This is a genomic window from Streptomyces sp. NPDC002994 (assembly GCF_040611155.1).
In the GTDB taxonomy this organism is placed as follows: domain Bacteria; phylum Actinomycetota; class Actinomycetes; order Streptomycetales; family Streptomycetaceae; genus Streptomyces.
In genome coordinates, this window is sequence record NZ_JBEXNQ010000007.1 from 250,656 (window position 1) to 276,582 (window position 25,927).

Sequence of the window (25,927 nt, forward strand, 5' to 3'; positions counted from 1 at the left end):
TACGAGCCGGGTGGCGACGGGGTGGGCACGGCGATCTCCTGGTAGTTGACGACGGATCACCCTAGTAGGCGGGGCAAACGCCTGAGGCTACCCGGCTACCCCGCCGCTGAGCGGCCGAGGCTACTTCGCTCGGGGAATTGTCGTACCAAGGCGATAGCTTGCCGCTATGGCTGACATCTTTGAGCTCTCGATTGTCTTGAACCTGCGGGACAGTCTGGAGGACGAAGAGATCGAGGAGCTTCGGTGGCATCTCGGGCTGGGCGACAAGCCGGAGACTCTCCGTATCGTGCCCGCGTTTGCGATCGTGGTGGAGGACGACTGCGGCGAGCTCGTCACTGAAGACCATCCTGTGCCTCTTCTCGGCCGACACGGTGAGGCATGGAAGGTGGGCGGAGCACTGGTCTCGGTGCTGCTGCGCTCTGAAGACGCCCGTTACGGGTCATGGGCCCTGACCGCTCGGCAGGAGATCCATCCCGATGAGTTCGACCGCACTGGTGAACTGCTCAGGTGGCTGGCTACCAAAGCCGATGACCGGCATCGTTCCTCCACCGGTGTGGTCCACCTGGGCTGGACCAGGTTCTGCGAGTCGGACTGGTTCGAGCCCTTGGTCGTTCGAGACGACGAGGTCGTGTGGCCGTAGAGTCCCGGCTTCGCCCCTCCTGGACAGCGGACTGGTTCCAGCTCCGTCCAGCCGGGCGCGCAGACGCTCGAGTCGGCAATCTGAAGGACGAAAGGAAGGGCTCGCCACTCTGTACGGCCCAACTCGGCCATCCGCACGTCGGACTACGCGGGGTGCTCCTGGGCCGGGGTGTTCGAGCACTGCACGGCGAGGGCCGCGATGTCGTCGTCGAGCCTTCCGCCGCTGTAGTGGAGCAGGGCCCGGTGAAGCCGGTCGAGCACCTCCCGGGGCGGCGTCGGGCCTTGCTGCCCCATCCACTCCGGCAGTGGGAAGAACTCGCCGGTGCGGTCCCGGGTCTCTGAGACACCGTCCGTGTAGAGCAGCAGTTGGTCGCCCGGGGCGAAGGCGACCGTATCCACGCAGTATTGGTTACCGAGGAGTGTCGCGAGGTTGAGGGGCGGCGAGGCGGCGGTGGGCTCCAGGACGCGGATCTCCCCGCGGTGCACGAGCAGCGGCGGGGGATGCCCGCAGTTGAGGAGCCTGACGTGGCCGCCGCCATGGGGGATTTCAGCGAGCAGAGCGGTGGCAAAGCGCTCGGGCAGGTCCTGGGCGGGGAAGGCTGCGCTGTAGCGGGCGCTGCTGAGCTCCAGGCGATGGATGATGCCCCTCAGGTCGGGCTCGTCGTACGCCGTCTCCCTGAAGGCATTGATCACCGCCGAGGCCGCCCCCACCGCGGACAGGCCCTTGCCGCGTACGTCGCCGATGAGCAGCCGGACTCCGTACGGTGTGTCGGCCGCCTCATAGAAGTCGCCGCCGATCCGGGCCTCTTCTTGGGCCGCCAGATACAGCGACTCGATCTCGACGCCCTGGATGCGGCGTGGCAGGGGGCGCAGCAGCACCTGCTGGGCGGCGTCGGCGACGAGCCGGATGTGGAAGAGAGCCTCTTCCCGCTGGAGCCGGACGTGGCTTGCGTAGGCGGCCGCCAAGGTGACCGCGATGATCGCAGCCGCTGTGTACGGCGTCCCCAGGTCGGTGTAGGCGAAGCTGAGGCCAATCATGACCAGCAGGCAGAACGTCCCCAGCAGGATCGTGGGGAGCACGGGCCACATCGCGGCGGCGAGGGCGGGTGCGGCGGGCAGGAGACGGCTGAAGGCGATCTCCCTCGGTGTGGAGAAAGCCAGGCCGGTGATGAGAGCAGTAAGGAGCACCGGTGACAGCCGGGCAGCTTCCCACCGGCCGCCGTAGGGAGGACGACGGCGCCAGCGCCGTCCGGGCATGATCACAAAGTGCATCATATCTGGTGCAGGTCGGGCATCTAGCACCCTAATGGGCCGTACGGTAGCGCGTCCGCGTTGCCGTCGTCGTTTCCCGCGAACCCCACCACCTCCCGCTGCGCGTGTACGAACGCGGCGTCGGAGAGCCCCGAGCCTGCGGAACCGGCGCCTGAGGGGCCGCCGCTCCGGGAGTAGCGCAGAGTGTCCCGCGATCACCGAGCGCATGTGACGCAGGTACTGGTCATCGAGGTCAACGTCGACCTGATCTCGCGAATCCAGGTCCTCGGCGGCACTCCGGACACCGTAGATGTCCGTACGGCGATGCTGGGCCTCGCGGCCGTTGCCGTCGGCCACGAGGCGGCGAAGGCCCCGGGTTCCCGGCGTACGCGATACGGGCCGCGGGCGACGAAGTCGTCGGGCCTGGTCCGCGAGACGCTCCGAGTGCTGCGGGGAGCCAGGGCGTGCGGGTCTTCCGCATTGTCTTCTGGGGAAGGGCATCGCGGACATCAACCACACCGCCCCCGGCATGATCTTCCTCGCTGAGGCCAGACCTTCCCGCGCCCCACATCCGCATCCGTACCCTGACACGCAAGCCGCGAGCGAGCGTCCCCACCTGGCTGGAGCCGCATACGTCTGCGGCGAGCTCACGAGCGCGGACGGCGTACGCCACCTCTTCGAGTGCGCCACGCACGCCTCGTGGTGATGCTGTTGGTGCGCGACGCCGAGATGGTCAGGACGTACGCCCGGAGCATCGCGAGCCCGGCGTGGCGGGGTGCGGCGACTACCGCGCCGGCGGCCGCAGCTGCACACCGCCGACACCGGTTCGCGGGGCCCTCCCATGGCCTCAAGGCCATGGGAGGGCCCCGTTCCGTGCCGGTTTTCGTGCCGGGCCTTACGACGCGCGGCGGCGGCGCATAGCGAAGTAAAGGGCGCCACCTGCCACCAGCGCCGCGGCTCCGGCGCCCGCGATGGGCAGCGTGCTGTCCGAGCCGGTGGAGGCCAGGTCGCCGCCGTCCGTCGAGGTGTCCGAGCCACCGGTGGACGAGGAGGAGGAACCGCCGGCCGATGACGACGCGGAGCCGGAGCTGCCGCCGGCCGACGAGTCCGAACCGCCACCGGACGAGGAAGTGGAGCCGCCCGTGGACGAGGAGCCGGAGCCGCCGGTAACCGAGGAGCCGCCGGTGGACGAGGAGCCCCCCGTGGAGGAGGAGGATCCGGAACCGCCGCTGGTGGTCCCCGACGCGGCGTTGAGCACGATCTCCGCCGTGTTGTTCGCCAGGTTGTTGTCGAAGGGCGTCTCGGCCTTGACGAACGACGCCGTGCCCGTCGCACCCGCCACGACCTTGTCGATCTTCAGGCGGAAGCGGTAGGGCCAGTCGCTGTTCTCACTCACCCAGCCCATGTGGTTCATGCACGTGTACTCGCCCGCCTTCACCTTCTCGCACGGGCGCGGCGCCTCGATCACGGTCGTACCGGCCGGAATCCGAACCTTGATCGTCAGCGCCCCGGTGCTCACCACCCGGTTCATGTCGACCCAGGCCGGGCCGTTGTTGGTGAACTGGAACGAGGCGGTGATCGTCTCGCCCGCCTTGCCCTTCAGCTCGCCGCCGGTCAGCGAGAAGTCGGCCGTGTTGTCGGCGGTCACGAGCGCGTGCGTCGACGCACTGCTGTAGTCCTCGTCGGAGCCCGGTTCGGCGGCCTTCCGCTCGACCAGCTTGAGCGCCGGCCCGGTGCCCTGCACCCCTTCTCCGGTCCCGTCGGGGTCCGACCAGCCCGGATCCGTCAGGTGGACCGACGCGCTCAACCTCTCGTACAGCGCCCTGTCCTGGACGTTGTACTGCGGCGCCTTCTCGGGCACGTACACCACACCGGGCTCCAGCGCCTGTTCCACGGCGCAGATGGCGTCGTACCCGACCGGCATCTCGTCGTAGCCGCCAGACTTCGTGTATGTGCAGTTGGAGTGCTGCTTGGCGAAGTCCAGCCCTGCCGAGCCGTGGAGGTACACCCAGACGCGCTCGGCCTGCTCAGTGCCCTTGTTCTTCAACGAGAGCGGTATCTCCGGGGTGCTGCCGGGCTTCACCCCTGTTATCGGAGCGAGCTTCCCTACGGCCATGTCCGGCCCGGCCTCGTCCGCGAAGGCGGGGGCGGCCGCCAGCGCGACCAGGGCAGCGGCACCAGCCGCGCCGACTCCACCGCGCAGCGAGCGGCGGCCGGCAAGGGCGTTCTTCATGCGGGTCCCTCTGTGTGACATGTAGGCGAACGAAAAGTGTCTGCCAGAAAGCAGTTGCGAGAAGCCAGACCTCTGGCGAGCCCGGAGGGTTGTACGAAAGATCACTCCGACTCGGCCAAGCGGGCAACTGGTTGCCTGTACGCGCCAGTCGCCGGTGCCCGGACCGCCGGCACGGGCGACGCCGTCCAGCTCGGTGTCGGTAACGACAGATCAGGTACTCAGCTCGCTGTTTACATGGGCCGGTTCGCCAGGCGCTGGCGGATGGCGCGGGCTCGGGCGCGGCGAGTGCTTCCACGGACGCTGAGCTGGTCTGCGGGGTTGAGGACGTCGCCGAAGGCCATGAGGAGCCGGTTGATGCGATGGCCGGGGGTGTCGGCGGGGCGGGGGCCCGGTGAGCTCGCCATGTGGGTGGCCTCTTCCCAGAGAGGCCGGAAGAACGTGGGCTCGCCGTCCAGGGCGAGCACCAGGTTCTGGGTCTGGGGCCAGTCGGGGACGCGGCTGCCGCGGAACACCTCTCGGATCTGCTGCTCGGTGAGGTCTCCGCCCGTGGCGGCGGCCAGCATGCGGGGGGAGGGGCTGGAGGCTCTGCGGCTCAGCGTCCGCAGGGCGGAGTGCAGCGGGCTTAAATCCTCAGGGGGCTGGTCGCGAGGTGTGGAGGCGGCTGTCGTACGAGCGTGTTCGTCCTGCCAGACCTTGTGCAGGCTCTCGGAGTCGGCTCCGAGAGCGACGGCGAGTTTCTCCGTGAGGTCCCAGGTGGGGAACTTTTCGCCGCTGAAGACGCGGCTGAGGTAGCTGGGGGAGACCTGGGCGCGCAGGCCGAGCTGGCGCAGTGGCATGCGGCTTTCGCGTTGCAGCTGGGACAGGACAGGGGCGAGTTGGCTGGCGGCTCGACGCGGTGGGCGTACCGGCTGCGGGGGCGGCGGTGCTTCTGGCGCGTCGGCTCCCTCGGCACTGGGCTGCGGGGTAGTGGTCGCAGTACAGGGCATCTCCGAGGAGCCGGCGAGCTCCTGCAGCCGGACCTGGACTTGGTGCTCGTGGTAGGTGCGGCGGGCTGATTCGGGGCTGACGTGAAAGATCGCCGCCAGCACCTTCCAGGGGATGCCTCGCTGGCGAGCGAGCATCACAAGGCCGGCCGTCAGGGCGTCAAGGGTCTGCTCGGTTCGTGTGGAGAATTCGACGAGTTCGACAGCGGAGGCCTGCGGGCCGGGGGACAGCAGCCGGATGAGATGACGCAGCTCGCTCTGAGCGTCCAGAGCCAGTTCGAGCAGCTGCTGTTGCAGAGGGCTTGCGGCCGCCGGTGCGGCGGACGAGTCGCGGGGGTTGGCGGTCACGTCGACTTCACGGGCGCGATTGCGCTCGCGGTAGGCGGCCTGGCGGCACGGGCGGCCGCAGTAGTCGGCCGGCCTGCCGCGCCCGTGGTGGTCGCGTTGGGGCAGAGGGCCGCTGCAGTGTCGGCATAACGGGCTGGGCACGCTGAGCATCGGACGGTTCCTCCCCAGCCCCGGCAACGCTGACGGGGCGTGGTGGCAGTGGTGCGGCTGGGTTGACGAATTGCGTCACGCCGAGCGGTGCAGTTTCGCCGTTTCGTAGTGAACCGAAATGCCCGGCGTACGCCGGGGAGCGGCTGTCGGCCGCTCCCCGGCTCCTGTGTCAGGACGCCTTGAAGCGCGTGGAAACGAATCGCCACGCCAGGCGACCCACGGCGGCGGCGGATGCCGCCGCCAGGGTGAGCGCAAACGTCTCCCACCGGGATTCTGTGGGCACCGAAATGACGATCAGCGGCAGGGCCGGAATCGCGATGAACTGGATGTGAACCATCGGTCCGTGACGTTGGGGATTTTCGTCACGCCTGTTAGTGTCCGTGAAGCGGAACAGGCGCCCACGTGGCGTTTTGTTTCCGCCAGGGTCGGAGAAAGTGGACATACTTCACCTTCGATCGTTAGTACGGATTGGTGTGAGCCCTGGAATACGGGTGGCAGCCCTCTGGGGCTCACGCTCCGCTGACCCTAGCCTTACGCAATGTGTCGCGCCAATTTTTGACAGCGGGGGCGATTTCCGCTTATTCGAGCAGAATGTGCACCCAATAAAATGGGCCATTTCGAGGCAAAGCAAAGATCACTTCCTTTGCCCTTTTATTCACTGCTCGTGGATATTCTCGAACCCGTCCGTAACCGGCGACCTACGTGATAGGGCGGCGGTTCGCGGGAAACGGCCCGTTCGAGGCCAGTTCGGTTCCCGCCGCGCACGGGTCGCGGTCACGTGGGGGAGCGGTGTCAGGCCGGCGGCCTAGGACCCAGGCCGTGGAAATCAAACTGATTGATGAGCTCATCGAGCTCGAACAGGCCGCGTGGGCCGAGCGGCAGCGGAACGTGCTGCCGGTATGACCTGGAGAAAGAGCTCAAGCGTCTCGTCCGGCACCCTGCCGACGGAGGAATAGCCGACAGGGGCACGTGTGTCCCCGGCGTCCTCGCGGTTGTCCAGTGTCAGCGATGGATGAGCGCGTGCCATTACACATGGAGAGGCTCGTTGGGTGGTCGTTGGACGAGAGCCTGCAACCGCCTGTCGCTTCCACTCGTCCTGAGCGACGTGACGTCCCCTTCATTACCCAACACCGCATCGGCCTGGCCGCAGCGTCGAGCCGCACTCCGCCTGCTTGGCTCACCTCGCCGCCGACGCCTGCGGTCCGGCGCTGATCTCGACCACCGCGGCGCCCCTTCACTGAAGGACTGTTGAGCGCACTGCTCGCCGCGGTCACGGACCGCTCCACAGGCCAACCATGCCTGGGCCTAGCGCAGTTCAGCCAGGCATGGTGGGGAGCCGAGCTGTTACGGAGACGCTGCTCTCGCACTGGTGCAACTCAGCGCTGATGCGGTTGAGCGTACCCAGCGCAACAGGTGTGATGCTTTCGCTGGTTCGGGTGGCTCACGCCGATGGCCCGAAGGCACCCCGCCCCCACGGGCTCATTGGTCGCCGGCTTGCTCGGCTTGTGCCTGCTGACGGCGTGCGCGAGCAAGCCGGGACAGCCGCACTTGCCCGCACTTCTTCTGGGCGTCCTGACAACGTGAGTCCCCTTCCCGGCGGGGCTGACTGCACATGCGATCATGTGCAGCCACTGTCCTCGGAGGGGAAAATCATGGGCCATGTCCTTGCCCGGCTGACTGGGTTCGGCATGACGCTGACTCCTATCTGGCCGTACACGTTCGAGCGTGTAGCAGACGCCCCGTCCTCGGTGCGCGTGACCAAGTGGGAGGCGCAAGTCGCCCGCACCGCACTCATCAGTGCAGCCGTCGGCACATCGAGCATCGCACTCACCAACGTGGAGCACGCGGACGAAGTCGTAGATGTCCTTCCGGGCCCCCTGGAACCGGGCTGGCGGATAGAAACCTCGCCCTACTCGGTTGTCTGGCCGGAAGGCTTCACCATCGACTCTCCTCCCGCGGGCGACAACTCCCCGTTCCATCTCTGGGGGCCGGACGACGCTCTTATCTACATTCAGGGCCCGATGAGCCCCGAGCGGATCCCCGCGCCGGCCCAGTTCACCGGCCCAGGCCAGAGGCTCATCGACCACCGGCAGGACCCCGCGTTCGAGGTCGTCGAGCTCGCCTACCAGCACGATGAGGCCGAGTGGCGGCAGAGCCATCACCTGGTCGTCCTCAACGAGACCCTGAGCCTCGTCGTGACTGCCCAGTGCCGCGCCACTCAAGCAGCGCATGTTCGCCTCGCCGCCGAGTCCATGGCCCGGTCCGTGATGTCCCGCGCCGCTGCCTGACCAAGCCCGCCAGGCGTTCGGCGAAAACCACCTGGGTTGAGAACTTCCACAGCTCAGCACAGTTGCAGTGCGCCAGGACAAGAGACTTCAAGATCCTTGGTTCAGCGCCCGGGTGAGTTCTCGGTTCGGGGCCCGTGCGCCGACGAGCTCCTCGTCCGTTCTTCGAGCTAGCCCACTCTGTCGGCGAGATCTTGTTCGAGCAGGTCCCGATGCCGATAGAGGAAGGTCCGGTCGACTCGGGCGGCCCTTTGCCCTTCCGGTACGCCTTGTGGTTGTCGTAGAACAGAACTGCCTTGCCGTCGGTATTCCGGGTGAGGCAGTCCAAGCGCAAACTGCACGCTTCGTGGGGGCGGCGACCGGTATCGATCCGGATCTCGACGGCCACACGGACCTCTGCGTTCCACCTTTCCCCCAACCTGTCCAGGTGGGTGCAGAGTTGGCGCATGAGCTCTGGTGGAAGATCCTTAACGGTTTCCTAGGCTTCGGGCTCGTCCGGGATGTCGGACACCAGCACGGTGAAATCCTGAGGCAGCCCGCGCAGAGCTGGCCGGGCCTGGTCATCGACATGCCGCGCATCTGGTCCAGCCCCGCGACCCCGACCACGGCCTGGAGCTCGGGCACCGGCCCCTCGGCATCCTCGCCCGAGTCCAGTCGACCCCGCGCCAAGAACTACGTCCGCCAGTTCAACGCGGCATGCGGCAAAGTCGTGTCGGTTGCCGACAACTGCTCGGCCACAACCCGGAGGCAGACGGTCCGCCACCATCTCTACTGCCGCCTCTGCGCTGTCAGCCTCACCGACGTACTCCACCCTGGACGGCCCCGCCACGACGAAGCCCCCACCCCGTCGTGGGGCGATGTAGGGCACGTCCCACGTGCAGGGATGCTCGGTGCACCGGCTGAAGTGCAGCTCCCACATGCCAACCCAGGGGAAGAGCTGCCGCAACCTGGGTTCGGCATAGGCGGCACGCACCACGTCACCATCAACGTGGTCTGAAGCGAGAAGCCTCGTCCACTCGGCCTCGATGATGTCCTCCGCCGTATGCGTCGTGTTCATAGGAGCAGGGTGCCAGAACGAGTACTGAGCGATGCGGCCTGAGCTGAACGCCTCTCCCTTTGCGCGTGCAGCACCCCGCCTCGACAGAAGTTGAGCCAGAGCCCGAGATTTTGACGGCATGGTGTCCGTGGCGACGATGCTGGTGTCCTCGGGGCTGTCGCCTGGTTATTCGAGCGCTCCGTGTTCGTGATCACGCTAGGTTGGCGTGATGTCTGAGCTGCGAACCGATCGTCTTGTGCTCCGCGGGTGGCGGGAGTCGGACCTTGGACCCTGGGCGGCTATGAATGCCGATCCCGAGGTCCGTGAGTACTTCCCGGATGTACTCACGGGTGAGCGAGCCGAGGCATCTGCAGCCCGCTTCCAGGCTGACCTCGACCAGCGAGGCTGGGGATGGTGGGCGGTGGAAGTGCAGGCCACCGGGGAGTTCATCGGTTTCACCGGGCTGGATCCGGTGGATGAGGGCATGCCGTTCGCTGGAGTGGAGGCCGGCTGGCGTCTGGCCCGTGCCGCTTGGGGAAACGGCTATGCCACCGAAGCTGCCCGAGCCGCGGTGGCCTTCGGCTTCGAAAGGGTCGGCCTGACGGAGATCCTTGCGGTGACGACGGCCACCAATCTCCGTTCGCAGGCGGTTATGCGCCGTATCGGAATGACCCGCGACCCAGCCGATGACTTCGACGACCTGAGCGTGCCCGAGGGGCCGCTGCGCCGGAGCGTGGTGTATCGGCTCCGGGTCGAAGATCAGCGGCCCGTTCGGCGGTAGGTCAGCCCGCGGCGGCACGGCCATCGTCGACCGCCTCACCTTCAACGGCACCATCATCGAAACCGGCACCGACTCCTACCACCTCGCCAGCACCCGGGCCAAGGCCGGAGAACACATACGAAACGTGCAGCGTCTTCGGGCGTACTCCGACAGCAGTGGCCTGAAGAAGCTCTGCGGTCCCCTGCTCTGCTGACGGCATCAGTACAGCGGCACGAGGATGCCCGCCGCTGCCTCTTCCGCACGCTCTTCGCCTTCTGCGTACAGATGTGGGCGGTACGCCGAACCTCTCCGTCCCGCGTAAGCCTGCTGCTGGGCATGGGCAGCGGGTATGGCGATCGTGGTGAACGCCTGGGCGCGGCCGGCGTCCTGGGCGGCGTACTGGTGCTGGCCGCCGCGACGTGGGGCCGAGGCGCGGCGCGGCTGGAACGTGCCTAGTGACTGACGGCGTCCAACGCCGGGGCGATTACGGCGAAGGCCCGGTGGGTCAGTTCGGCCGGGTCCTCGGCGCCGTCACTGTCGCTCCACCGCTGCAGCACGGTGTTGAAGGCGGTCAGCGCCATCCCGGCGGCCAGCTGCGGGTACAGATCGGTGACGGGTTCGATCCCCTGGCGGCGCGCCAACTCGCTCGTCAGGTCGTCACGCCACTGCGCCTGGCGCTCCAGAAAGCGGGCGTGCAGGGCGGGCGTACGCAGAATCAGCTGAACGACGCGCAGTGCCCTGTCGGAGTGGTCGGCGCAGGCGGCGATGGGTACGGAGACGGCGTGCCGCAGGGCCACGGAGGGAGGCTCCCCGCCGGGGCGGGCCGCCAACTCGGCGCGCATGCCGACGCCCATGTCGGCCAGAAACTGAACGACCACGTCCTCCTTCGACGCGAAGTACCGGAAGAACGTCCGCTTGGACACGCCGGCAGCGGCCACGATCTCGTCGATGGTGACCACCTCGAACCCCTTCAGCGCCAGCAACTGCAGCGCGGCTTCGGTCAATTCGTCGGAGACGAGTTGACGCTTGCGCTGGGCCAGGCTGGTTTCGGGGCGGGAGCTCACCGGACCATGCTACACGCCATGCCTCACATGGCACGTAGAGGCTCTCTTGACACTAAGTGCCACCGGCGGCAACGTATGTCGTATGACACAACAACAGGAATGGACCGCCGAGCACATCCCGGACCAGAGCGAGCGGGTGTTCATCGTCACCGGAGCCAACAGCGGACTCGGCCTGGCGACCACCCGGGCGCTCGCACGCCAGGGCGGCCACGTGATCCTTGCGGTACGCGACGAGGAAAAGGGCCACCGGGCAGTCGCGGAGATCACCGCCGAGCAGCCGGGCGCCGGCCTTGAGGTGCGCCGACTCGACCTGGCCGACCTCGACTCGGTCCGGGGCTTCGCCGATCAGCTGCACGCCGACCACCCGCGCCTTGACGTACTCGTCAACAACGCGGGCGTGATGGCGCCGCCTCGATCACTGAGCGCGCAGGGCCACGAGTCGCAGTTCGCCTGCAACCACCTCGGCCACTTCGCGCTCACCGGGCTGCTGCTCGACCTGCTGACAGCCGGGCGAGACCCCCGCGTGGTCACGGTGAGTTCGGTCAATCACCGGAAGGGGAGCATCAACTTCGACGACATCCACGGCGAACGCGGCTACTCGCCCATGACCTTCTACGACCAGTCGAAGTTGGCCAATGCCGTCTTCGGACAGGAACTTCACCGGCGGCTGACCGGGGCCGGGAGTCCGGTACGCAGCTTGCTGGCCCACCCTGGTTATACGGCCACCAATCTGCAGACCAGCGGGCCGGTCGGCATGGTCAAGCTGCTGTTCGGCCGCATCCTCACCCCGCTCGCCCAGTCCCCGGCGCGCGGCGCGTTGCCGCAGTTGTACGCGGCGACCGACCCGAATGTGGAGGGCGGTCAGTTCATCGGGCCGGATGGCATGGCGGAACTGCGCGGCGGGCCGACGCGGGTGCGGTTGTCCCCCGCGGCGGCCGACGCCGAAACCGGCCGCCGTCTGTGGGAGTTGTCGGAACAATTGACCAACGTGCGGTTCGTGTTTCCGACCCCTGTCTAGGAGGCTGGACCCGGCGGAAGCGGTGAGCGGAGGCCATCGCCCCACGTTCCCATGGTGAGCAGGAGCTGGCGGCGGGCATCGGACGCGGACAGCTGTCAACGCACGAGGCGGCTCTGTAGTCGCTCAGGGGTGCATTCGCGCGCCCTTGAGGACCTTGTCCACCGCGTTGCGTGGCCCGTAAATGGCCATCCCTACCAGGTCGAGCTGGTCCTTGCCCACGGCCCGTACAGCTGCCCGGTTGTCCCGGTCGTTGCCCGTGCTGAGCAGATCTGACGTGAACACGGCCCTCAGCAGCGACCGGGACAGCGCCCGACCGTGTGCGGCGGTCAGCATCTCCTTCGTCCCCTCGAAGACCAGCACGGGCTGGCGGAACATGGGCAGATACGTGGTGTCGTCGGCGTCCGTGTACGGCTCGCCGATCACTTCGGCGGACGCCGTACCGAGCCCGCTGACCACGAAGGCGGTCACGTTCAGCCGCGCCCAGGGCTCCAGGTCGTCGCGCAGCAGTACGGCGATCTTGGTGTCGAAGCGAACAGGCACGTGGTCATCGCCCGCGCCGGTCCCGGCCCTGGCCCCCGTACCAACCCCGGCCGCAGCCTCGGTCTCTTCCTTGGTTCTCATGCTTCGAGACTCCAGGGTGCACGCCTTCTCCGTCTTGTACGTTCCTTGCGTGACCGCCTGGCAGGAAACCTCCGCTTGGCGCCCGCCGGTCGCGGGTGTCGTGGAGGTCTTCCACGCCCACTTCACCGAGCACGCGTACCCCATGCACGTCCACGACGCCTGGACCCTGCTGATCGTCGACAACGGCGCGGTCCGCTACGACCTGGACCGCCACGAGCGCGGCACGCCGAACGACACCGTGAGCCTGCTCCCGCCTCAGGTCCCGCACAACGGCTCACCTGCCACACCTGACGGCTTCCGCAAGCGCGTTGTCTATCTCGACATGACGCAGCTGGACGAGAGCTTCATCGGTCCGGCGGTGGACGGCCCCGACCTCGCCGATCCCGTCCTGCGCAGACGCGTCGGACAACTCCACACAGCCCTCGCCAACCCGGGCGACGAGTTCGAGGCCCAAAGCCGTCTGGCCCTTATCGGCGAGCGCTTGCGCGAGCACCTGCGCCCGAGGCTGGCCGCAGACAGAGCCGGACCCGCCCGCGGCATCGCCCAGAACCTGCGTGACCTCCTCGACGAGCGACTGCTTGAGGGCATCACCCTGGAGGAGGCCGCACGCCTGGTCCACGCCCACCCCACGCATCTCGTACGTGCCTTCAGCGCCGCCTTCGGTATCGCACCCCATCAGTACGTGACGTCCCGCCGCGTCGACCTGGCCCGCCGTCTGTTACTCGACGGACAGCCGGCGGGCGAGGTAGCGAACGCCGCCGGCTTCTACGACCAGTCCCACCTCACCCGGCACTTCAAGCGGGTCGTGGGCATCACCCCGGGCCGGTACACCCCGCCTGCCGACAGGGCCGCCGTCGGGGGCTGCCCTTCATCTGCAGGGGACGTGGCTGACCCAAGCCGTGCGAATGCATGAGCGAAATTCGTGCGGAACCTCTACAGTCCTGGGGATCAAGGGGGGAACTGGTGCAGGTGAAGAGCGCAATGCTGGCCTCGGGCATCGTGGCCGTGCGAGACACTCAGCCCATCCCCTCAGCGGGTTGGAAGTTCTGTACCTCGTCAAGATTTACCAACGATGCACCCGTGGCTGAATTCCGCCGGCCCTCGGCCTGCCGCGCGGCCAGCCCTGGACCGTGCAGGCCCCGCGCCGACAGGGCGGGGCCGATCCGGCCGGTCTGACGGTCCGTGGAAACTGGCGGCGCGTCAGCGAGCGGCATCCGGTAGGACCATGCCGAACCACTCCTGGGATGCGCCGGAGAGCCCCGCCGCTGTGCCGGTGACCGATACCACCCCGCTGGTGGAGAGCCCCGAGGTGGTGCCGCGCAGGACGGTCACCATGCCGTAGCTGTTCTCCTCCGGCGCCCCGACCACCAAGTCGGATCGGCCGTCGCCGGTCAGGTCCCGGAGGGTGAGCGCGTGCCCGAAGTAGTCGTAGCGCTCAGGGGCTCCGGGTACGCCCGCGGTGTCCTGCGTGATCATGCGGGCCCGAGTGGTGGTCAGTCCGGCCTTCGAGCCGTACAGGACGGTGACAGCCCCCGCGTTTTCGCTGCTGCTCAGGTCTTCGTAGGGGGCTCCCACGGCGACGTCCGCGTATCCGTCCCTGTCGATGTCCCCGACGGCGACGCTCACGCCGAAGCCGTCAGCGGTCTCACCACCGCCGGGGACACCGGCGGTGTCCTGGTGGACGACGGTGGGCCGCTGGGCCGGCGCGGGGCCGGTGGGGCCGCCGTACCAGACGGTGAGCTGGCCGCCCTTGTGCCCGCCGTTCCTGTCGCTGCCCGGGTCCTGGGGGTCGCCGACGACGAGGTCGCCGTACCCGTCGCCGTTGACGTCGCCGACCGCGGCTGTGTCCCCGTCCGCGCCGGTCAGCTCCGTGATCACGTACGTGGTGCCGCCGGTCCACCTGACGTAGGAGATCACGCCGGCGGGGTCGTCGGTGGTCCCGCGCGGGTACAGCCGCTCCGCCGCGCCGTCGCCACTGAGGTCGCCCGCGACCGCGCCGGTGGTGCTGCCCAGGTTCTCCGTCTGCTGACGGGCGGGGGCACCGGTGCGGGTGAACGCGCCGAAGTACGTCCGGGTCTCTGTACGGCCGGTGACCGTCACGTCGTTGCGGCCGTCGCCGTTGAAGTCGCCGGCAGCGACGCCTGACCCCATCACGCTCTGCTCGTCGAGGTAGGAGGGAAGGGGCAGGTTCGCGCCGCCCGCGATGCCCTGGCGGCCGCCCCACAGCACGGTGACGGCGCCCCGGTAGGGCACAGAGCCGACAGCCTCACCCGGCGAGCCGACGACCAGGTCGCTGTACCCGTCCCCATCCAGGTCGGCCGAGGCCAGTGACCGGCCGAACCCGTCGTTCCTCTCCGCGGCCCCCGGCACCCCGGACGAGTCCTGGTGCACGACCGTGCGCCGTCCGGCAGACACCCCGGACGCCGATCCGTAGAACACGACGACGGCTCCGGCGTACTCCCGCGACCCGACCTTCGCGTTCGGCGCGCCGACGGCGAGGTCGAGGTAGCCGTCGCCGTTGTAGTCGGCCTCGATCCCGGACCGCACTGGTGCGGCCCCGGCCCCCGGTGCGCCGCAGAGTGCGCTGAGCGTGAGGGCGCCGAGCAGGGTGCCGGGCACGGCGTATCTGCGGGACGGGATGTGCTGCATGCGGGCTCCACTGCTGGGAACGACGAAACGTGTCGTACGGGAGATCACCGAGGGGTGCCCCTGGTTGTACGGAGTGGAAGATCGTTATCGCCAGGTGACCCAGATCCCAGCCAGGTGATACGCCTGCTTGAAGCACCTGACGTACGGTTTCGTCGCCTGCATAGGCATCGGCACAAGATCTAGCTGACCCGCCCCGGCTGCACCCTCCCCAAAGCGTAAGCGTGTTGTACGCCCCGGGATGGCCCAGCCACCTCGGGGCGGCCGTCAGACGAGCGGCTGCTTCACAGACATCAGCAGGTGTTGGTGCTGGTGCCGGTTCTGTCCGCCGGGCTCTCCGGTGATCAGTGCGCGCTGGCCCGGTCCGAGGAGCTCAAACCGTACGACGGGCGCGTCGAAGGACGTCAACGCGTCCAGCAGGAAAGTGGAGTTGAAGGCGGACCCTCAGCTCATCGGCGCCCTCCAGCACCGCCGGCAGGCGCTGCGAGGCGACGTCGTCCTCGTAACCGGCATGCAGGTGCACCCGGTCGCCGGAGAGACTCAACTGCAGCGGCTTGTCCTTCTCCGTGACGACCGAGACGCGCTTCACCGCGTCGACCAGTGGCCCCGGTCCATCAGCGCGACGGAAGTACCTTGATGGCGCGGGCCACCGGTCCTCCCGACGACCCAGGGCGCCGGGACGCCGGCCGTGTCGCGTTCGCTCTTGAAGGCAAGGGTGTGGACCCAGCAGTAGGGGTCTGTCGCTACCCGCCGCCCCACCGGATCCCGCACCCGGCAAGTGGCCGGTCGGCCCGTCGCTCGCCGTCGGCGGACCGCGCCGGGGGCCGCGAACGCCGAGCCGGGACGGGACGTGGCACGTACCTGAAGGTACGTACTTGATCAAGAACCGGCGGTCGGGGAGTCTGGTGGAGGCGCGCCAAGTCCCTCGTCCGTTACCGAATCTGCCTTCGCGGTCAGGTGATCCCGTCCCCAGGCTGAGAGCAGTTCCAGCAGTTCGTAGAGCCGACGGCCCTGCTCCGTCAGCGAGTACTCGACCCGGGGCGGCACCTCGTCGTAGTCCTTGCGATGCACGATCCCGTCCGCCCGGAGCTCCCGGAGCTGCTGGGTCAGCACCTTCTCACTGATGCCGGTGACCAGTCGCCTGGTCTCCCCGAAACGGCGCGGACCGTCGGCGAGCACCCACATGATGAACGACTTCCACTTGCCCTCGAACACCCCGACGGCCACGCCCATCCCGCACGTGTGCGGATCGGTCACCGTCACGACCTCGGAGCTCCCCATGTCTGCTTCCCCCGTCACCGTTCTCGGCCTGGGCCCGATGGGCCGGGCCCTGGCGTCCTCGTTCCTGGCCGCGGGCCATCCCACAACCGTGTGGAACCGTACCCCGGGCCGGGCGGACGGCCTGGTGGAGAGCGGCGCCGTCGGGGCCGCGAACGCCGCTGAGGCGATCGCGGCGAGCGACCTCGTGGTGATCTGCGTACTGGACTACGACGCCGTCCACGCCGTCACCGCCCCGCACACCGCCGCGCTCAAGGGCCGCACCTTGGCCAACCTCACGGCCGGCACTCCCGACGACGCCCGCGCCACCGCCGAGTGGGCCGCCTCGCACGGCATCGGCTACCTCGACGGCGCGATCATGGTTCCGACGTACCTGGTCGGCGGCCCGTCCACCCTGGTCCTTCACAGCGGCCCGGCCGACCTGTACGAAGGCCACCGGGACACCCTCCAGGCCGTCGGCGGCACGTGCGTGCACCTGGGCACGGACCCGGGCCGTGCGGGGGCGCACGACGTCGCGCTGCTCGACATCTTCTGGACGGCACTGACCGGCGTCGTCCACGCCTTCGCCCTCGCCAGGGCCGAGGGCGTCACCGCCTCCGACCTTGCCCCCTACGCCAAGGGGGTCGCCGGTCTCCTGCCCGACGTGATCGGCGCCTTCGCCGAGCAGGTCGACACCGGCAGTTACCCCGCCGGGGTCTCCAACCTCCGCTCGGCGGCGGCCATCATGTCCCACGTCCTCGACGCCTCTCGCAGCCGGGGCGTCGACGACACGGTCATCTCCGCCGCCCATGACATCGCCCGCCGCGGCATGGCGGCCGGCTACGCGGACGACTCGTACGCCCACGTCGCCGAACTCCTCCGCGGCTGAACCGTCCCGTCCCGTCCCGGCCCGTCCGGGACGGGCGGACCCGGTCGTTGGTTACCGGACGGCCGCCGCCTCGCCCGCGCCATGCGCATGCGCGGCCCTGCCCGCGTTCAGGTCGACTGCCCAGGTCACCGCGCGTCCTCGGCCAGTGCCACCACGTTACATATCAGGCCCAGGAGCTCGCATTCATCATTAAGGACCCGGCGCGACAACAGCTTGTCGCCGTCCGAGTCGATCACCGTGCCGTGGTGCGCGGCCTTGCTGGCATCCGTCCCCCGCCCAAGTCCCGGGCACCCGAACCCCCTTCGCCAATCGGTCTCCTGGACCCTGCGGACGACTACGCCGAAGTGTCCTTACGAAGCGATCTCTGTTCGCTCATCCCAATGAGTGGCCGTGCCGTCGCGGGGCACTAGGCAGCCGATCAGCCAAAGCCACACCTTCGGGTCGGAGCCGAGCAGGGAGCGCAATGGCCGGGTACAGCAGGGGTTGCAGCGTCGAGCCGCGGGGCGCGTGGGCGAAGTGGGCGTGCAAGCACGAAGGGTGCGGCCAGAGGCACGGACCGGGAAGACGAGGCCGCGGACAACGCGGCCCGGGTGGCCGCGTTGCATCAGCAGGAAGAGCACCGGGAGCTCGTGGTGCGCGAGGCGGCCGAACGTGCCGCCCGTAACCGGTGCCGAACCACAGTGGAGAGGCGGACCGTCCCGGCCCGCAGTTCGGCGAGCAACGCCCCCGCAGGGCGGGATTCGCCGAACTCCGGGCGTTCACCCCGCCATATCGCCTCGTAGAGAGCTTCAGTTTCCTCGTCGTCGCCCGGAGCGGAGAGGGGCAGCCAGCCGCACGTCCCCACGACCGACCTCGCGACCGCCCCCGCCCTTCCTACCGGAACACCACAAGGGCCACGACGCTGAGCACCAGCGTGACCACGGGCGCGATCTGGCTGGCGCGGGCCAGCCGTCCGTGGCCCAAGCGACGGGCGTTGAGCCGGACGAACAGGCCCGCGTGGGTGGTGACCAGGTTGATCACCGTGAGCCACTGGTGCCGGTCCTGCATGAGCGATACGACCAGAAGGGTCCAGGCGGCGAGGAATCCGACCGCCCAGGGGATCCCTCCGAGCGGGCCGGCGGGCCCCGGCCGCCCCCTCCCGGCGGACGTCGGCGAATCCAGCGGGCGGGTCTCGGGGCGCAAGGGGACTCCTGTGGTCGGCGCAGTGGTGGGCCCGTACGACCCTAAGTGGCCGTCGTACGGGCTCCGCGACCGGCCCCTCTCCAGCTCAGGGGCCAACCCCCTGGAGCAGGGACAGAGTTCAGGCGGCCCGGTCAGCGCCGGTTCCGAGGACGATGTCCCGTACTACGCCTGATGGGTCCGCCTGCCAGCGGCCGAACATGCGCGACGCGGTGAGAACGACCTCCCGGTAGTCGTGGAGCGGCTGCGCCAGTACCTGGCCGAGCAGCTGCCCGATCAACTGACATGGGAGATCGTCCCCGACCGGGAGCGGACCGTCGCCCACGCGGCCAGCAGTGCCATGCGCGACGCCTACGACGACCTGATCGCCCCGTTCGAGCGGGTCCTGATGCCGCTGCGCCGGGCCGGGGCCGACGCACTCGATCCGCGGGCGAAGGTCTGGAAGTGGGAGGAGAACCTCTTGGTCGACACGTTCGGCCTGTGGCTGCGCGACGACCCGGACCACCCGCACACTGGCTGGTGGTCACCGTCGACTGTGGACCGAACTGCAGCTCTTCGACGAAGAACCCGCAGCCGGCCTGGGCCACTTCGACTTCACCCCGCACCACCCACTGCTGCTCCTGCCCCGCCCGCCCTGGCCACCTTCACCGCCCGCGTCACCTCCGGATCCTTCCCCGGTAAGGGCACCTCCGGGACGAAGGCCGCCGACACCATCGGGTCAGTCACCAATGGAGCGCCAACGACCCCGTCGTCCTGGCGGAGCGGGCCGCCCGCGACCTCAAGCTGCTGTGGCCGCACCTCACCTACCCCGACTTGCCGGGGCTTTGCGCAGTCGACGGCGTGCACGACGCCCCGGCCGAGCCTGAGGCCGGCGGCCTTCGCCAGCACCCAGCCGACGGACGGCGCGGCCCCAGCGCCTGCTGGACGGGCGAGGGCGGGTCCAGGTACTCGGTGGGCACGTCGTCGCACTGGACACCGTCCACAGGCCGTACATGCTCCGGGGCGCGCACCCAGACCCGGTACTCGGCAGGCTCCACGCTGTCCCCGAACTGGTGGAGAGGCAGTAAGCCGGAAGTACGTGGCAGGAGCGCCGCCGGGCTCAGCACCGGGATCATCGCGCGGCTGCGTGAGCGCGCCGTGCGAAAGCGTCCCGTCATCGACCGGCTCAGAACGTGTGGTGGCGGCGCAGGCTGAAGGGCCGGCCGTCGGGATCGACGAGAAGGCGGTACAGCGGCAGCGAAAGAGCCTTCGCCGGCTGCGAGAGGTTCGGCGGGCGGTAAGTGCGAAGGCGTCCGGGAGGCCGGGGCCCGCGCCGGCCGCTGTCGTGCCAGGAGTCCAGGGCGGCGGCGCTCGCCGCGAAGGTGTCGAAGGCGCCCACCGGGTCGCAGAGGATGTCCGGCGCGTCAGGGGCTAGGGGTTCCTCCCTGTCCAGGTGCTCACGCGAGAGCGCCAGCCGCAGGTTCCTGGCGTAGCTGCGCGCGCCGTCACCGAGGCCTCCGGGGTCGCGCGGCTCACGTGGGTCGGCGCTCTCGTCCAGGACGGTGCAGTCGAGTTCCGAGTCGTGGGTCCAAGAGCGGAGGTTGATGTTGTCCGACCCCACCGAGGCCCAGACGTCGTCGATCACGCACACCTTGGCGTGCACGTACACCGGTGTCCCGGTGTGGTTCTCCAGCCCGTACACCGCGACGCGCCCCTCACCACCGCGTCGCAGCTTCTCCAAGGCCGTGATCCTGCCGACAAGGTTCATCGGCAGCGTGACCCGGCCGTCCTGCTCAGGGAAGGACGGGATGATCGCGACAAGGTGCAGGCCGGGGTTGGCGGCCAGCGCCTCGGCGAAGTACCTGACCACGTGCGGAGACCACAGGTACTGGTCCTCCAGGTAGATGAGTGCCCGGGCTCGCCGCAGTGCCTTGAGGTAGCCACGCGCGATGCTGCGCTCACCATCGGGGGCGAAGTCGTATCCGCGCAGCAGACGGTTCGGGTACGTACGCAGCACCTGGACGGTGTGTGTGCCGCGGGGCAGCGGGTCGGGCAGCTGGGGTGGCAGCGGGTTGGCGTGGGTGTCCTCCCGGTGTGCGCGCTCGCGCAGGCGGGTGACGGGGCTGCGGCTGAGCGGGGCCGGGTCGTCCCAGCGTTCCCGGAAGCAGGCCTCGAGGTCGCCGACTGCCGGTCCGCGTACGGCGAGCTGGATGTCGTGCCACGGTGGGCGCGGTCCGTACGCGGCGGAGATGGGCTGTGCCTGCGGGTCGCCGCGGTGGGTGGCGTCGTCGTTGCGGCTGTGGCAGAGGTCGGTCCCGCCGACGTACGCGACGTCGAGCTCGGGGCGGCCGGGATGCCGGAGCACCACGCATTTCTGGTGGTGCGAGCCCCCGGGGCGCACGCGCATGTCGAGCAGGCACTCGCCGCCCGCCCCTTCGATCTCCTCGCCGAGGTGGCGGTTCTCGGTCTCGCTGAACTGCAAGCGGTCCAGGTGGGAGCGCCAGACCAGCCCTTTGACGATCACACCGCGCCGCGCCGCCTCGCACAGGACGGTACCGATCTCAGTGCCGTGACCTGCGAGCCGCTCGTCGGGATCGCCGCGCCAGTCGGTGAACAGGAGCAGGTCGCCGGCGCGCTGCGAGCGGACCGCGGCGAGCAGCTCGCGGAAGTACGTCGCCCCATGGACCAGAGGTCGCACATGGTTACCCTCCGACCACGCCACGCGGTCCGGTCGGCGACCGTCCAGGCGGGTCGCGGGGTTGCCACGTTCGCCGGTTGTCAGCAGCCAGTCGGTGAGTTCCACGACATGGGCCCTCCGCCCATTCGGTCCCGAACGTACGGCTACCCGGTTCACGCCCGCTCATCCCGATCGGTTCACCCGACTGCGCCGCTGTGATTCCCCGCCGTGGTTGCCACGGGCGAGCGCAGCGCAAGGCGCACCGTGGTGCGCACCGCACCGCGGTGCGCGCACGGAGGCTGAGGAAGTGCTGGTTCGGTTCCGTGCGGTCGATGCGCACCCCTTGTCCGGAGTACGCCGCCTTGGATGCGCACTCCTTGCCGAGGTCTGGCGGCGCGCACCTTTCTCCTTGACCACGTTCGCCACCGTCCGCTGTGTCTCGTATCGGTGCGCGGTTGGTGCGCACTGGCTCCCGGCGATGCGAACCGTCGGGGGGAGTGAGCCTCCGTCAACTTGAAGCCGCAGGTCAAAGGGCTGGCGTGACCGGCTCTCGGGATGCTCACGCTGGTCGTGGGCGACAGTCTGCGGAGTAGATCGTCTGGAGCCGTAAGAGCTGATCGAGGAAACACGACCTGGTACTCCAGCAGGATTTCGCTGTCTGACCTGCGGGTTTCGCTGGGTGGCTGGAGTGGAGTGGTCGAAGGAGGGCGTAGTACCCAGGGGGCGGGGGCTTGGGACGGACGGTACCGGCGACTAGGCTGATCATCCGTTCGAACGGTGAGGGGGAGCATGATCGACATCGACGGGTATCTGGCCGTGCTGGGGGTGGCCCGGCCGGCGGCCCCGACCGCCGAAGTGCTGCGGGCACTGCACCGGGCGCAGGTGGAACGGGTCGCCTACGAGACCCTCGACAACCAACTGGGACGGCTGACGGGCATCGGCGCCGCGGAATCCGTGGCCCGGATCCTGCGCGGCCGCGGCGGCTACTGCTTCCACCTCAACGGGGCCTTCGCCGCGCTGCTGACGGCCCTCGGCTACGACGTGACCCTGCACCGGGCCGGGGTGCAGGACGAGGTCGAGGACCCCGAGGGCCCGGGCGGCGACCATCTCGCGCTCACCGTGGGGCTCGACGGCGAACGGTGGCTTGTCGACACCGGGCTCGCCGGCGGCATGTACGAGCCACTGCCGCTACGCGAAGGCACCTACACCCAGGGGCCGTTCACCTACGTGATGGCCCCGTCGGTGGTGGTGCCCGGCGGCTGGCGGTTCACCCATGACCCCCGCGGCGCCTTCACGGCGATGGTCTTCGCGCCGGAGCCCGTGGAGCTGTCCTCCTTCGCCGCGGAGCACCACCGGCTGTCCACTTCCCCCGAGTCCGGATTCGTCCGGGTCCTCCAAGCCCAGCTCCGCGACGCCAAGGGCGTGGACATGCTGCGCGGCTGCGTGCTGCGCCGGATCGACGCCGAAGGCACGTACGAGCGGACCATCGACTCGGCCGACGACTGGTACGACGTACTGGCCGACGTGTTCCACCTGAACTTGACCGACGTCGACGCCCCCGCGCGGGCGGCGCTGTGGCACCGCGTCCACACCGCACACCAGGAGCGGGAGGCTGCGGGGCAGCGTGCAACAACGCTCTGACGGGACGGTCGGCTCGCCGGTTCCTGCCCGCTGTGGCCGGGCGGTCTTCTACGATCCGGTGCATGCTGGATCCCGAGTTGCTGGAACGGATCACCGCGCGGCGCGCGGAACTGGACGAACTCGAAGAACAGCTGGCCAAGCAGTCGGCAGAGGTTCGGGACGAGCGGGATGAACTCGCCGTCGCTGAACGCGTCCTTGAGCGGATGAGCGAGCAGCTCGCCAACGAACGCGCCTCGGCCGCGCCGACGCCAGTGCAAGGGGCGGGCAGGCGGTGATGCTGGTCCCGCACCGCACGTCAGGCGTGGAGGAGGCCACGCTCCCGCCGGACTAACCAGCGTATCCTCGCCGCCGTGCGGCAGGCTGCCGGACCGGTCATGGCCCGGCAGGTCGGCGAAGTACTGGGGGTGGACGTCAGCGTGCGGGCCAAGCTGGAACCGCTGCGCGGGAAGCTGGTCGGACTGGCCGACCGCTGCTGGCTGCGGAAACTTCCCGACCGCTGGTTCACCACCCGCCTGTGACCAGGCACGCCGCTGCCCGGAGCGGGACGTCGCAGGCGTAACCGGGGTGCCACCGGCAGCCGTTGGGCCTGTGTGACGAGAACCCAAGAACGCGCCGAGGACACCTGCCAGCTTGTCTGCCAGTGCCGTCTGCCACTGTCCACGAGCACCGTCAACCACCTTACCGATCTGCTGCGACGCCACCTGAGGGCGATACGGTCCAGGTGGCGGATCCTGCCGCCCGGACGGATCGCAGTGATCGTCCTGTCCTGGCCGTACTGCGCCACGACCAGCGCCTGGCCGACATGGCCGGCGGCAACAACGCTGATCGCTCTGCTCGCCGCCCAGGCCCCGCGCCTGGACCGCCGCGCCGTGAAGAAGGTCGCCAAGCAGGGCGAAGAGGTGGTCTTGATCGACGGCACCCTCATCCCCACCCAGCGCCGCACCGGCAAGGCCACCCGGCGGAACTACTCCGGCAAACACCACTATCACGGCCTGTACTTCCTCGCCCTGACCGACGAGAGAGGCCGCCTTGTCTGGATATCCGCCGCCCGGCCCGGCCGCACCCACGACATCACCGCCGCCCGCCACGACCACATCCTGGCCCGCCTGCGCGCCCGCCGGTCTCGGCGCCCTCGCAGACCTCGGCTTCCGCGGCCTGGACAACGACGTACGCGACCCCGTGGCCGTCACCGGCTTCACCGCCACCCGCGCCCACAAGCTCACCCCAGGCCAGAAGACTGCCCATCGCGTTCTCGCCGTCGGACGTGCACCCGTCGAGCACGGCTTCGCCCACCTCAAGAACTGGCGGATCCTCACCAAGCTCCGTACGACCCCGACCGCGCCACCCAACTCTTGCGCGCCCTGCTCGTCCTGACGAACCTCGAAATCAACCGCTGACACACGATCTACGCCGGAGACTGTCGCCCACGACCAGCGTGAGCACCCCGAGAGCCGGTCACACCAGCCCTCTGAACTGCGACTTCAAGTTGGCGGAGGCTCAGTGAACCGCATCGCTGCGAACCACCGGTAGGGAGTGCGTTGCTTCGTGAGCGGCGCATCGCACCGGTGCGCCGTCGGCATCCGCGTCATGGAGCGCGTGGCGCAGGGCCGTCAAGGCAGCTCTACGATGCGGCTCGTGGGGCAGAGCCCGGCACAGAAGGCCGCCAAGGCGGCTCCTGGGCAGCAGCCGAAGAAGCGGCCGGCAAGGCGCAGCGCGAGGCGATCAGGCAAACGCACGCCAGGATCGCGCAACTTCGGGTACACGGCCCTACCGCGATCGCAAGCAGGGTCAGGGCCCGGCCGGGACATGAACCGACGCATGGCCGCCGTCGGCTACATGTGGGCCTTCGCCGCCCTGCGCTCCACGGAACCATCTGCCGCCCGTCGCCGGGCCCCGTGCCGAACGCCCCGGCGACGCCCCGGGGAAGTCCAGAACGGCTTTCAGCGGGTGAGGTCAGCCAGGCTGTTGAGTGCGGTGTCGATCTCTGCTGGAGTGTTGATGACGGCGGTCCCGATGCGGGTGTAGGTCGAGGTGGACAGCCGCACGCGGTGGGCAGCGGCGTGGTCTACGACCTGCTGATGGGTGTGGCCCGCCACGCTGAAACAGGTGATGCCCGCTGAGAGTCCCGGGTCGGCAGGAGTGTGCACGGTGACCCCGCGGATGCGGCTCAGTCCTTGTTTCGCCCGGGTCGACAGCTGTGTGATCCGGGTGGCAACGCGCGCTCGGCCCAGCTGCTCATGCAGCGCCACCGCCACCGGCAGGGCGAAGGCATGCTCGAACGCCAGAAACCCGCCGGGCGACAGGGACGCTGTTCCCCCGCCGCTGATGAAGCTCACGAACGTGGGCCGCAGCTGCTCGAGGACGTCCGGCGCCACCCAGACCAGTCCCGTGCCCCTCGGACCGAACAGCCATTTGTGCGTTCCGGCGATCACCACGTCCGCGCCCAGGCCGGCGGCATCCTCGTCGACTGCCGCCAGCCCGTGCACGCCGTCGACGACCAGCAGGCACCGGTCGGCAGGACTGCGCCCTTCATTGGCCCGGCGCACCACCTCGGCCACCGCACGCACCGGCATACGAAGCCCCGTGCTGGACTGCACCCAGGTGATCCCCACAACTCTGGTGTTCGGGCGTATCGCCTCGCCGACTGCCGCTGCGATGCCGTCCGCCGTCGCGGTGGCCGGATCGGCGAACCAGGAGACCAGCCGCACCGTGTTGCCATGCTTTTCGGCGGCCAACCGGGCGGCGGTGCGATGGGAGATGTGGTCGTGCTCCGTCAACAGGAACTCTTGTCCCGGACGGGTCACGATGCCGTTGTAGACGACACCCAGCCCGATACTCGTGCTCGCCGTCATCGCGATGTCCTCGGCCCGGCCTCCCAGATAGGCCGCGAGCGCCTGGCGTACCCGGGGCCATCCGGTCGGACCGTCGGGCAGCGCCATCCCCGTGGGCACTGACAGAGGATTGGCGTCGACCTGTGCACTCAGATGATCCACCGCATCCCGCACCACCTTCGGATGCGAGGCCAGGTAGAACAACGCGAGGTTCACCCATCCCGGCTCGAGACGAAACTGCGCCCGCAAGGCGTCCCAGTCGACGCGCCCGTCGACCGTAGTGACCGGCCGCTCCCGTGGTGTGTTCACCCTTGCCGCGCCGGAGCTGGGCACAAGGGTGACCGCCACCGCTCCAGCAGATCTCGCCAGCAGACCGCGCCGACTCGTCATCGACATCCAGCACCCCTTTGCGCCGCGACCGGCGGAGCGGTGGCGGAATA

The 25,927-nt window shown here is 69.1% G+C and carries 24 protein-coding genes and 3 pseudogenes; 12 read left to right on the plus strand and 15 right to left on the minus strand.

Features of this window, described 5'->3' with window-relative positions:
- The first annotated feature begins 166 nt into the window (after positions 1 to 166).
- Positions 167 to 640: a hypothetical protein gene (locus ABZX79_RS11900; protein ID WP_355254801.1), complete on the plus strand. Its 474-nt coding sequence runs from the start codon at positions 167 to 169 to the stop codon at positions 638 to 640.
- Between the two features lie 143 nt (positions 641 to 783).
- On the opposite strand, the gene ABZX79_RS11905 is transcribed toward ABZX79_RS11900, so the two are convergent.
- On the minus strand, positions 784 to 1,896 hold the full coding sequence (locus ABZX79_RS11905) for a PP2C family protein-serine/threonine phosphatase (protein WP_355254803.1): 1,113 nt from the start codon (positions 1,894 to 1,896) through the stop codon (positions 784 to 786).
- Positions 1,897 to 2,118: 222 nt separating this feature from the next.
- Between ABZX79_RS11905 and ABZX79_RS11910 the strand changes: the two genes are divergently transcribed.
- Positions 2,119 to 2,436, plus strand: a complete 318-nt coding sequence (locus ABZX79_RS11910) for a hypothetical protein (protein WP_355254805.1) — start codon at positions 2,119 to 2,121, stop codon at positions 2,434 to 2,436.
- Positions 2,437 to 2,785: 349 nt separating this feature from the next.
- Here ABZX79_RS11910 and ABZX79_RS11915 read toward each other — a convergent pair whose 3' ends face one another.
- The 3 genes from ABZX79_RS11915 to ABZX79_RS11925 all read right to left on the minus strand — a co-directional run bounded on the left by ABZX79_RS11915 (position 2,786) and on the right by ABZX79_RS11925 (position 6,046).
- Positions 2,786 to 4,123 (minus strand): LPXTG cell wall anchor domain-containing protein, encoded by a 1,338-nt coding sequence (locus tag ABZX79_RS11915; protein ID WP_355254807.1) that lies wholly within the window; start codon positions 4,121 to 4,123, stop codon positions 2,786 to 2,788.
- A 230-nt stretch (positions 4,124 to 4,353) separates the two neighbouring features.
- Positions 4,354 to 5,454, minus strand: a complete 1,101-nt coding sequence (locus tag ABZX79_RS11920; protein ID WP_355254809.1) for a helix-turn-helix transcriptional regulator — start codon at positions 5,452 to 5,454, stop codon at positions 4,354 to 4,356.
- A gap of 319 nt (positions 5,455 to 5,773) precedes the next feature.
- The gene (locus ABZX79_RS11925; protein ID WP_355254811.1) at positions 5,774 to 6,046 is read right to left on the minus strand and encodes a hypothetical protein; all 273 of its coding nucleotides are present in this window, start codon (positions 6,044 to 6,046) and stop codon (positions 5,774 to 5,776) included.
- Positions 6,047 to 7,292: 1,246 nt separating this feature from the next.
- Between ABZX79_RS11925 and ABZX79_RS11930 the strand changes: the two genes are divergently transcribed.
- Positions 7,293 to 7,892 (plus strand): hypothetical protein, encoded by a 600-nt coding sequence (locus ABZX79_RS11930; RefSeq protein WP_355254813.1) that lies wholly within the window; start codon positions 7,293 to 7,295, stop codon positions 7,890 to 7,892.
- A gap of 475 nt (positions 7,893 to 8,367) precedes the next feature.
- Here ABZX79_RS11930 and ABZX79_RS11935 read toward each other — a convergent pair whose 3' ends face one another.
- The gene (locus tag ABZX79_RS11935; protein WP_355254815.1) at positions 8,368 to 9,066 is read right to left on the minus strand and encodes a DUF6193 family natural product biosynthesis protein; all 699 of its coding nucleotides are present in this window, start codon (positions 9,064 to 9,066) and stop codon (positions 8,368 to 8,370) included.
- 88 nt (positions 9,067 to 9,154) lie between these two features.
- Between ABZX79_RS11935 and ABZX79_RS11940 the strand changes: the two genes are divergently transcribed.
- Together ABZX79_RS11940 and ABZX79_RS11945 are read left to right on the plus strand one after the other, a co-directional pair.
- Entirely contained in the window at positions 9,155 to 9,706 is a 552-nt protein-coding gene (locus ABZX79_RS11940) for a GNAT family N-acetyltransferase (RefSeq protein WP_355254817.1), read from the plus strand.
- Positions 9,707 to 9,940: 234 nt separating this feature from the next.
- Positions 9,941 to 10,141: pseudogene (locus ABZX79_RS11945) on the plus strand (EamA family transporter); the annotation flags it as partial.
- Here ABZX79_RS11945 and ABZX79_RS11950 read toward each other — a convergent pair.
- Positions 10,138 to 10,749, minus strand: a complete 612-nt coding sequence (locus ABZX79_RS11950; RefSeq protein WP_355254819.1) for a TetR family transcriptional regulator — start codon at positions 10,747 to 10,749, stop codon at positions 10,138 to 10,140. The pseudogene ABZX79_RS11945 and the gene ABZX79_RS11950 sit on opposite strands and share 4 nt — an antisense overlap.
- Before the next feature lie 82 nt (positions 10,750 to 10,831).
- Here ABZX79_RS11950 and ABZX79_RS11955 point away from each other — a divergent pair, with 82 nt between their 5' ends.
- On the plus strand, positions 10,832 to 11,767 hold the full coding sequence (locus ABZX79_RS11955) for an oxidoreductase (RefSeq protein WP_355254821.1): 936 nt from the start codon (positions 10,832 to 10,834) through the stop codon (positions 11,765 to 11,767).
- Positions 11,768 to 11,890: 123 nt separating this feature from the next.
- On the opposite strand, the gene ABZX79_RS11960 is transcribed toward ABZX79_RS11955, so the two are convergent.
- On the minus strand, positions 11,891 to 12,388 hold the full coding sequence (locus ABZX79_RS11960) for a DUF2000 domain-containing protein (RefSeq protein ID WP_355254823.1): 498 nt from the start codon (positions 12,386 to 12,388) through the stop codon (positions 11,891 to 11,893).
- 49 nt (positions 12,389 to 12,437) lie between these two features.
- Between ABZX79_RS11960 and ABZX79_RS11965 the strand changes: the two genes are divergently transcribed.
- Positions 12,438 to 13,301, plus strand: a complete 864-nt coding sequence (locus ABZX79_RS11965; protein WP_355254825.1) for an AraC family transcriptional regulator — start codon at positions 12,438 to 12,440, stop codon at positions 13,299 to 13,301.
- 287 nt (positions 13,302 to 13,588) lie between these two features.
- Here the strand turns inward: ABZX79_RS11965 and ABZX79_RS11970 are convergent, their stop codons facing one another.
- The 3 genes and pseudogenes from ABZX79_RS11970 to ABZX79_RS11980 all read right to left on the minus strand — a co-directional run bounded on the left by ABZX79_RS11970 (position 13,589) and on the right by ABZX79_RS11980 (position 16,315).
- The gene (locus ABZX79_RS11970; protein ID WP_355254827.1) at positions 13,589 to 15,037 is read right to left on the minus strand and encodes an FG-GAP-like repeat-containing protein; all 1,449 of its coding nucleotides are present in this window, start codon (positions 15,035 to 15,037) and stop codon (positions 13,589 to 13,591) included.
- Positions 15,038 to 15,301: 264 nt separating this feature from the next.
- Positions 15,302 to 15,638 (minus strand): annotated as a pseudogene (locus ABZX79_RS11975) (DNA polymerase III subunit beta); the annotation flags it as partial.
- Positions 15,639 to 15,913: 275 nt separating this feature from the next.
- The gene (locus ABZX79_RS11980; protein ID WP_355254829.1) at positions 15,914 to 16,315 is read right to left on the minus strand and encodes a helix-turn-helix domain-containing protein; all 402 of its coding nucleotides are present in this window, start codon (positions 16,313 to 16,315) and stop codon (positions 15,914 to 15,916) included.
- Here ABZX79_RS11980 and ABZX79_RS11985 point away from each other — a divergent pair.
- A complete protein-coding gene (locus ABZX79_RS11985; protein WP_355254831.1) occupies positions 16,314 to 17,180 on the plus strand; it encodes an NAD(P)-binding domain-containing protein in 867 nt (288 codons plus the stop codon). The two genes, ABZX79_RS11980 and ABZX79_RS11985, sit on opposite strands and share 2 nt — an antisense overlap.
- A gap of 873 nt (positions 17,181 to 18,053) precedes the next feature.
- Here the strand turns inward: ABZX79_RS11985 and ABZX79_RS11990 are convergent.
- The 4 genes and pseudogenes from ABZX79_RS11990 to ABZX79_RS12005 form a co-directional block, all read right to left on the minus strand.
- Positions 18,054 to 18,362: a hypothetical protein gene (locus ABZX79_RS11990; RefSeq protein ID WP_355254833.1), complete on the minus strand. Its 309-nt coding sequence runs from the start codon at positions 18,360 to 18,362 to the stop codon at positions 18,054 to 18,056.
- A gap of 118 nt (positions 18,363 to 18,480) precedes the next feature.
- Entirely contained in the window at positions 18,481 to 18,639 is a 159-nt protein-coding gene (locus ABZX79_RS11995) for a hypothetical protein (protein WP_355254835.1), read from the minus strand.
- A 542-nt stretch (positions 18,640 to 19,181) separates the two neighbouring features.
- Positions 19,182 to 19,396: pseudogene (locus tag ABZX79_RS12000) on the minus strand (hypothetical protein); the annotation flags it as partial.
- Positions 19,397 to 19,524: 128 nt separating this feature from the next.
- Complete coding sequence (locus tag ABZX79_RS12005) at positions 19,525 to 21,141, minus strand: phospholipase D-like domain-containing protein (protein ID WP_355254837.1); 1,617 nt, start codon at positions 21,139 to 21,141, stop codon at positions 19,525 to 19,527.
- A 663-nt stretch (positions 21,142 to 21,804) separates the two neighbouring features.
- Between ABZX79_RS12005 and ABZX79_RS12010 the strand changes: the two genes are divergently transcribed.
- From ABZX79_RS12010 to ABZX79_RS12025, 4 genes are all read left to right on the plus strand, one after another.
- Complete coding sequence (locus ABZX79_RS12010; RefSeq protein WP_355254839.1) at positions 21,805 to 22,656, plus strand: arylamine N-acetyltransferase; 852 nt, start codon at positions 21,805 to 21,807, stop codon at positions 22,654 to 22,656.
- 62 nt (positions 22,657 to 22,718) lie between these two features.
- On the plus strand, positions 22,719 to 22,931 hold the full coding sequence (locus ABZX79_RS12015; RefSeq protein WP_355254841.1) for a hypothetical protein: 213 nt from the start codon (positions 22,719 to 22,721) through the stop codon (positions 22,929 to 22,931).
- A gap of 75 nt (positions 22,932 to 23,006) precedes the next feature.
- A complete protein-coding gene (locus tag ABZX79_RS12020; protein ID WP_355254843.1) occupies positions 23,007 to 23,174 on the plus strand; it encodes a hypothetical protein in 168 nt (55 codons plus the stop codon).
- A gap of 381 nt (positions 23,175 to 23,555) precedes the next feature.
- The gene (locus tag ABZX79_RS12025) at positions 23,556 to 24,053 is read left to right on the plus strand and encodes a transposase family protein (protein WP_355254926.1); all 498 of its coding nucleotides are present in this window, start codon (positions 23,556 to 23,558) and stop codon (positions 24,051 to 24,053) included.
- Positions 24,054 to 24,596: 543 nt separating this feature from the next.
- Here the strand turns inward: ABZX79_RS12025 and ABZX79_RS12030 are convergent.
- A complete protein-coding gene (locus ABZX79_RS12030) occupies positions 24,597 to 25,835 on the minus strand; it encodes an aminotransferase class V-fold PLP-dependent enzyme (protein WP_355254845.1) in 1,239 nt (412 codons plus the stop codon).
- Positions 25,836 to 25,927: the final 92 nt, after the last annotated feature.

What these genes read in the sequence shown, in the direction of transcription:
- ABZX79_RS11900 (WP_355254801.1), top strand. Translation starts at nt 167, where the DNA reads ATGGCTGACATCTTTGAGCTCTCGATTGTCTTGAACCTGCGGGACAGT.
- ABZX79_RS11905 (WP_355254803.1), bottom strand. Translation starts at nt 1,896, where the DNA reads ATGCCCGGACGGCGCTGGCGCCGTCGTCCTCCCTACGGCGGCCGGTGG.
- ABZX79_RS11915 (WP_355254807.1), bottom strand. Translation starts at nt 4,123, where the DNA reads ATGAAGAACGCCCTTGCCGGCCGCCGCTCGCTGCGCGGTGGAGTCGGC.
- ABZX79_RS11925 (WP_355254811.1), bottom strand. Translation starts at nt 6,046, where the DNA reads ATGTCCACTTTCTCCGACCCTGGCGGAAACAAAACGCCACGTGGGCGC.
- ABZX79_RS11930 (WP_355254813.1), top strand. Translation starts at nt 7,293, where the DNA reads ATGACGCTGACTCCTATCTGGCCGTACACGTTCGAGCGTGTAGCAGAC.
- ABZX79_RS11935 (WP_355254815.1), bottom strand. Translation starts at nt 9,066, where the DNA reads ATGCCGTCAAAATCTCGGGCTCTGGCTCAACTTCTGTCGAGGCGGGGT.
- ABZX79_RS11940 (WP_355254817.1), top strand. Translation starts at nt 9,155, where the DNA reads ATGTCTGAGCTGCGAACCGATCGTCTTGTGCTCCGCGGGTGGCGGGAG.
- ABZX79_RS11955 (WP_355254821.1), top strand. Translation starts at nt 10,832, where the DNA reads ATGACACAACAACAGGAATGGACCGCCGAGCACATCCCGGACCAGAGC.
- ABZX79_RS11960 (WP_355254823.1), bottom strand. Translation starts at nt 12,388, where the DNA reads ATGAGAACCAAGGAAGAGACCGAGGCTGCGGCCGGGGTTGGTACGGGG.
- ABZX79_RS11970 (WP_355254827.1), bottom strand. Translation starts at nt 15,037, where the DNA reads ATGCAGCACATCCCGTCCCGCAGATACGCCGTGCCCGGCACCCTGCTC.
- ABZX79_RS11985 (WP_355254831.1), top strand. Translation starts at nt 16,314, where the DNA reads ATGTCTGCTTCCCCCGTCACCGTTCTCGGCCTGGGCCCGATGGGCCGG.
- ABZX79_RS11980 (WP_355254829.1), bottom strand. Translation starts at nt 16,315, where the DNA reads ATGGGGAGCTCCGAGGTCGTGACGGTGACCGATCCGCACACGTGCGGG.
- ABZX79_RS12010 (WP_355254839.1), top strand. Translation starts at nt 21,805, where the DNA reads ATGATCGACATCGACGGGTATCTGGCCGTGCTGGGGGTGGCCCGGCCG.
- ABZX79_RS12015 (WP_355254841.1), top strand. Translation starts at nt 22,719, where the DNA reads ATGCTGGATCCCGAGTTGCTGGAACGGATCACCGCGCGGCGCGCGGAA.